The sequence below is a fragment of the Vibrio sp. 10N.261.55.F4 genome (assembly GCF_041470465.1).
In the GTDB taxonomy this organism is placed as follows: Bacteria; Pseudomonadota; Gammaproteobacteria; order Enterobacterales; family Vibrionaceae; genus Vibrio; species Vibrio crassostreae_C.
This window is the reverse complement of record NZ_JBFRMM010000068.1, coordinates 1-365: the sequence shown is the minus strand read 5'-3', so window position 1 is coordinate 365 and position 365 is coordinate 1. Positions and strand designations below refer to the sequence as shown.

Below are 365 nucleotides of genomic sequence, written 5' to 3'. Positions count from 1 at the left end.
AAATAATGGTGCGGTCGGAGAGACTTGAACTCTCACACCTCTCGGCGCCAGAACCTAAATCTGGTGCGTCTACCAATTCCGCCACGACCGCAGCAAATCTTTATAGTCATACTGAATATTGGTGATTCAATAAAACGTTGTATAAATGGTGGCTACTGCGGGATTTGAACCTGCGACCCCATCATTATGAGTGATGTGCTCTAACCAACTGAGCTAAGTAGCCAATAATAAATCTAATCGATTCACTATTTGTTCTCTAATGAAAGAGAAATAATGGTGCGGTCGGAGAGACTTGAACTCTCACACCTCTCGGCGCCAGAACCTAAATCTGGTGCGTCTACCAATTCCGCCACGACCGCAGCAAA

General features: G+C 45.5%; 3 tRNA genes. All 3 read right to left on the bottom strand.

The annotated features are described in order from the left end of the window. Window positions 1-6: 6 nt before the first annotated feature. The 3 genes from AB4249_RS21860 to AB4249_RS21850 all read right to left on the bottom strand — a co-directional run bounded on the left by AB4249_RS21860 (window position 7) and on the right by AB4249_RS21850 (window position 359). Window positions 7-91, bottom strand: a tRNA-Leu gene (locus tag AB4249_RS21860). A 55-nt stretch (window positions 92-146) separates the two neighbouring features. Then, a tRNA-Met gene (locus AB4249_RS21855) sits at window positions 147-223 on the bottom strand. A gap of 51 nt (window positions 224-274) precedes the next feature. Then, a tRNA-Leu gene (locus tag AB4249_RS21850) sits at window positions 275-359 on the bottom strand. Window positions 360-365 lie beyond the last annotated feature (6 nt).